The sequence below is a fragment of the Methanobrevibacter sp. genome, assembly GCF_045586545.1.
In the GTDB taxonomy this organism is placed as follows: Archaea; Methanobacteriota; Methanobacteria; order Methanobacteriales; family Methanobacteriaceae; genus Methanocatella.
This window is the reverse complement of record NZ_JAZNAN010000045.1, coordinates 1-5622: the sequence shown is the minus strand read 5'-3', so window position 1 is coordinate 5622 and position 5622 is coordinate 1. Positions and strand designations below refer to the sequence as shown.

General features: G+C 36.3%; 6 protein-coding genes. 5 read left to right on the top strand and 1 reads right to left on the bottom strand.

The window, feature by feature from the left end; translation table 11 throughout:
• Positions 1 to 49: 49 nt before the first annotated feature.
• The 5 genes from ACKI3D_RS03865 to ACKI3D_RS03845 are packed head-to-tail and all read left to right on the top strand — an operon-like array spanning position 50 to position 3788.
• Positions 50 to 733, top strand: coding sequence for a nitroreductase (locus ACKI3D_RS03865; protein ID WP_407392445.1), 684 nt, complete (start codon positions 50 to 52; stop codon positions 731 to 733).
• 16 nt (positions 734 to 749) lie between these two features.
• A complete protein-coding gene (locus ACKI3D_RS03860) occupies positions 750 to 1499 on the top strand; it encodes an NADPH-dependent F420 reductase (RefSeq protein WP_407392444.1) in 750 nt (249 codons plus the stop codon).
• Positions 1500 to 1521: 22 nt separating this feature from the next.
• A complete protein-coding gene (locus ACKI3D_RS03855) occupies positions 1522 to 2349 on the top strand; it encodes an alpha/beta fold hydrolase (RefSeq protein WP_407392443.1) in 828 nt (275 codons plus the stop codon).
• Positions 2350 to 2367: 18 nt separating this feature from the next.
• Positions 2368 to 3246: a radical SAM protein gene (locus ACKI3D_RS03850; protein ID WP_407392442.1), complete on the top strand. Its 879-nt coding sequence runs from the start codon at positions 2368 to 2370 to the stop codon at positions 3244 to 3246.
• Positions 3243 to 3788: a DUF3795 domain-containing protein gene (locus tag ACKI3D_RS03845; protein ID WP_407392441.1), complete on the top strand. Its 546-nt coding sequence runs from the start codon at positions 3243 to 3245 to the stop codon at positions 3786 to 3788. Before ACKI3D_RS03850 ends, ACKI3D_RS03845 begins: the two co-directional genes overlap by 4 nt.
• A gap of 78 nt (positions 3789 to 3866) precedes the next feature.
• Here the strand turns inward: ACKI3D_RS03845 and ACKI3D_RS03840 are convergent, their stop codons facing one another.
• Positions 3867 to 4499: a DUF1847 domain-containing protein gene (locus ACKI3D_RS03840; protein ID WP_407392440.1), complete on the bottom strand. Its 633-nt coding sequence runs from the start codon at positions 4497 to 4499 to the stop codon at positions 3867 to 3869.
• Positions 4500 to 5622: the final 1123 nt, after the last annotated feature.

The following is a 5622-nucleotide window of genomic DNA, read 5'->3' as shown; positions in this document are numbered from 1 at the left end:
ATCAATTGAATTGACGTTATGAATTAATTAAATGAACAGGTGATAAAACATGAACACTATTGACACAATCTTAAAAAGAAAATCAATTCGCCAGATGCTTCCGGATAAAAAGGTATCTAAAGAGGAAATCATGGAACTATTGCAAATAGCAACCAAAACTGCAAGTTGGACCAATAGTCAACCATGGGAAGTATTTGTCCTTTCCGGTGAAACCGTTGATAAATTCAATGAAATCTGGAGAGAGGAAATGAAAGATGGAATTCCTGATTCTAGACCTGATTTGACATTCCCACATCGCCAGGAATGGCAACAATACAAAAGATATCAGGATAATGTCTTAAGCATTGGGGCTGCAAGAAAAAAATGGGCTAAAGACCATGGAATCAGTGAAGATGAATGGAATGACTTGACCTTTGAAAGCTTATCCAACAATTACTTTGCACCGACCATAATTCTTTTGGCACTCCATGAATCCGCTACAACATATTCCCACTTTGATTTGGGTTCATTTTCAACAAACTTGCTCTTGGCAGCTGAAGAAAAAGGATATTCAACAATAGTTGCGGCATCAATAGTTTTCTTTGCCGACCGCATTCGAGAATTAATTGATATTCCTGATGACATTAAATTGGTTGTGGGCATCGGAATAGGTTATGCTGATGAGGACCATCCTTTAAACCAACCTGAAGCTCCACGTAACTCCCCAGAGGAATTCACAAGATTTTTTGATTAAAAAGTGAGGAAAAAATATGGAGATAGGAATTATAGGAATTGGAGCAATCGGCGGAACCATCGCCAGAAAACTTGCAGAAAAAGGTCATTTCGTTAAGGTGGCTAATTCAAGAGGCAAGGATTCCGTCAAAGAGTTTGCAAATGAAATTGGAGGACATCCCTCAGATCTAAATGAAATTTCAGATAATACTGAAGTATTGATTATTTCCGTTCCCTACGGTGCAATCGAATCCATACCAAAAGATGTATTTACAAAATTACCTTCTGATGCAATAGTCGTTGATACTGGCAACTATTATCCTGAAATGCGCGATGATGATATTGAAGGATTGGGAAACGGTGAAGTTGAAAGCCTTTGGCTTTCCAAACACATTGGAAGACCAGTAATTAAAGCGTTCAATACCCTCTTAGCCTACTCATTGTCAGAATTTGGCAAGGAAAATGGGGAAGACGGAAGGCTTGCAATGCAGGTTGCTGGTGATGATGAAGCCAAAAAGGAAATTGTAATGAACCTGGTGGACCAATGCGGCTTTGATCCATATGATGCAGGTACCCTTGACGAATCCTGGAAGATGCAGCCTACATCCGCAGGATACTGCTGCGATTATACAATAGATGAACTTAAATCCATTAAAGAGAAATCCACTCAAACACCCGAAAGTGTGGCGGAAAACAGAGCGAAGGTTATGGGGAATTTTGCAGATTTGACCGGCGGTGACTTCAGCCATGAAAATGTAATAAGAATGAACAGGAAATATAATATATAACTTAACTGACAGGAGTCATCGGATGCCATATCTAACTATGAGCGATGGAATAAAATTATACTATGAAAATTGTGGGGAGGGTGAAACATTAGTTTTCTGTCATGGATTGAACTCTTCCCATAATGCAAATAAAGAGCTTTATGATGAGTTCAGAGATGATTTCAATATTCTCATCTATGACCAGAGAGGCCATGCGGATTCAGATAACTCAAAAATTCACATGAACATTCAAAGACTGGGGCAGGATTTAAACGAGATAATCGAATCATTGAATCTTGAAAATGTCACATTGATTGGACATTCACTGGGAGCTGCCACAATTTACAGTTATGTAAACCAGTTCGGATGCGACAATATTAAAAGAATTGTTGCCTCAGACATGTCCCCCTATATGCGCAATAACGGATGGAAAGGGGGAATAAAGCAAGGAGAATGGAATGACGAAGATTTTATGCAGGATTTTGATCGCATATTTGATGATGCGGGCTATGCATCATATCACATTTTCAAAAACATTATGAATCCTGAACCGTCAAATATTTCACAAGAGGATGAAAAGCATTTCATAAAGAGCTTCGGTGATTCAGTGAACACATTAACCATGGCAAGTCTGTGGTATTCACTTTTCAGAACGGACCATCGTCCCGCAATGGAAAAAATCACAGTTCCATTTTTATATCTGATGCCTGAACATCCACTTTACTCCACAGAAGCAAGCGATTATATAAAAGAACATGTTCAAGGTAGTTTTGTGCTTGAGAATGATTTTCCAGGCACCACCCATGCACTATGGAGTCAGATGCCCCATGAGGTTGCAGAAACCATAAAGAAATTCATAAAAGATTATTGATATTAGTAGGTGAAAAATATGCATTTTACACAACCAGTTTATAGAAACCCATATTGGCCGACATTTCCGCTGCTGCAGGTGACACAAGGCTGTACCCATAACCGGTGCAAATTTTGCACAATGTACAAGGACGTGAGGTTCAGGCCTCAACCGATGGAACTGATAGAGGAGGATTTGCAGGAATTGGCAAAATTGGCTCCAGAATCAAAAACCATCCAATTACTTTCAGCAAATCCTTTAATTATGACCTACAACAAATTAAGACCGATCCTGGAAAAGATAAATGACTATCTTCCGGAAATCGAATACATCTATGCCGCAACAAGGGTTTCCGACTTGAAGAACAAGACTGTAGAGGAACTTGAAAACTTAAGGGAATTGGGACTGAAAGAGATTTCACTCGGTGTTGAAAGTGGAGATGACTGGACACTTGAAAGAGTAAATAAGGGATACACTTCACATGACATTATCGAACAGTGTCAAAAATTGACCGCTGCGGGAATTGACTTTTGGATGAGTTTTTTGAATGGTGTGGCCGGCAAGGAACACAGCATGGACCATGCAATCAATTCGGCAAAGATATTCAGTGAGTGCAATCCAATGCTTGTCGGAACGGGCGGACTTACATTGTTTGAAGGAACTCCTCTCTTGGATGAAGCCAGAAAAGGGGAGTTCACACCACTCACCGAAAAGGAAATGCTGATTGAACTTAAGACATTTGTCGAACATCTAAATTGTGACTGCTATTTCATTACCCATCACACGGTTTCAGCAAGTCTGACCGGCCCTAACTTTTTAGAGAGGAAAGATGAGATAGTCAAAACTCTCAATAATGAAATAGAACATGGCAATATGGACAGATATGCAGAAATCAGGAGGAACAAACGATCATTATGACTTCAAAAAGATTTAAAAGAAACGACTTGCTGTTTTCATTATGCGGATTGAACTGCAGCCTATGCCCTATGTTCATCAGGGGAGGATGTACAGGATGCCGTGAAGGCAGCACATGCTATATGGTATGTGAATTTGCACCCTGCAGCATAGAACATGGAAACATTGACTACTGCTTTGAATGTGGGGAATACCCATGTGAAAAATATGATGGTGTGGATTTGCACGATTCACTTATCACCCATAAAAATCAGCTGAAGGACATGGAAAAGGCAAAAACAATAGGCATTGAAAATTACAGGGCAGAACAGAGAGTTAAAAAAGAAATTTTGGATCGGCTTCTAAACGAGTATGATAACGGCCGTAGAGACGTATTTTTCTGCTTGGCAGTTAACCTAATGGACGTAGATGACTTAAAAGAAGTGCTCGATGAAGCGGATGAATCCACTAAAGATATGGATCTTGCTGAAAAATCCGACTTTATGAAAGATGCCTTAAATGAACGTGCTGAGATGAGAAATATCACTCTTAAGTTAATGCACTGATACAAAAATTGGAATTAACCTTTGCTACGAGTCCATTATTTAGACATCACCAGTATTTAAGGTTCATTAGGATTTGACCTAATCCCTTTTCATCAGCTTCTTATAATAGGTGTTTGTTTGGTATAACGCTCCAACAGGATTGTGTGCAAGCACCTTATCTTTTGTTACAAGTGTTGTACAGAGGGCATCAGAATACTTATAAAAAAGACTATCATGACCTACGCATAACCCTATTATCACGTTAAGGTCAGTTTTTTCATTATTGAGTATTTTTGCCTGCAGTATCGGATTGCACATTATATTTCCTGTTATGCATGTTTTTTTATCATTTACACCGGCCATTTCTGTTTTTTTCATTGCTCCGACTTTACATGCTACGGAATATACTTCAAAGCCATGTTTGTCAAGGATTTTAGCAAATGTTCTGCTTTCTTCCATTAGCCCTACACAGGCAGCTATTCCTATTTTATTCATTTTTAGTCTTTTGGCAAATTCTATGATTTCTTTTACTCTTGTGTATTTGCAGTAGAACTCCTCTTCAATTTCTGCAGATATCCGTGATATCTCTTTGTTGTTGTCTTCATTGTAGATTTTTTCAATTTCTATTATTTCATCACGTGTTAATTCTTTTGTTGGACAGAATTTAGGATATTCTGAATCTTGGTGTTTGCAGTTTATAATTCCACAATTGCTACATGAGTAATTTTTCATGATATTTCCTCAATGATTATTATTCCTATATATTTTTTTAATTTTTCTTAAAAAATAGTTATCCATACAATTTTGATAGGTTTTATAAAAATAGCCATTAAATTAATCTAGCTTGAGCATCAATATAGCTAGGTTCATTAACTTCTTTTACAACATCCCTGTCTTTAACATCCCCAATCAGCAAGGGCGAATCAGGATTATGAAGCCTAAAATTCCTTTTAACAAGCTTATTCGAGAAATTTGCATAACAACAATGGTTTTGCCAAGCTTGAGGAACAGGGGCTTGTCCCCCTATTCCTGTTTTAGTTTTGAAGTAGATGGATTTGTCAAATTTAAGAACTGGCCATTTTTCGGTCGGTTCGAGGGTTAAGTTTTTTAAACTTGATTAAGATATTTAAGGGAAAGCGCCACATAAAACACTTCCCCAATGAATAAGGAGTTTTTCTTACATATCAAAAATTTAGCTCCGGTAAAAAGCAATAAACAGCATCATAGCTATATTCTGGTTCTGTTAAAACCTATATCTTTCAAAATCAAATAAAAGTAATAAAAATATATATGCTTCTTAGTTGAATATTATAATTTGAGAGCTAAAAGCAGTAAATATTTTGTAGAGTATACGGGCAACAAAAAATCTATATTATTTGGGCTTTATTTGACTTATTATTCATTAATATTGGTTTAATTCTTGATTAACTTAATATACTTATTTTATAATTTTATTAAGCATTATATGTTGATATTTTTAAAAATTGAGTCTTTTTTTAAGGAATTAATTTGGTCTTTTTTAGCAGGTGTTTATATTTTGTATAGTATACGGGCAAAATCCATTTTATGAAGTTTTTTTTTTAGATTTATAATACAATTTGTTATTTTATTGTATATTTAACCAATTTTAATGGTGTGAGTAATTAAATGGAAGATTATTTAATTGAAACTCCAAGTATTGATTATATGAATCCGCTTATTCGAGATAAGGTTAGGAATTAATGGATCAATCTGAAGATGATTTGGATTATATCAAAAGAAGTTATATCTTTGTTAGGAATGAAATTCCTCACTCATGGGATATTGAAACAAATATAGTTTCAAGAACCTCCAACGTTGTGCTTAAAAATAAAAC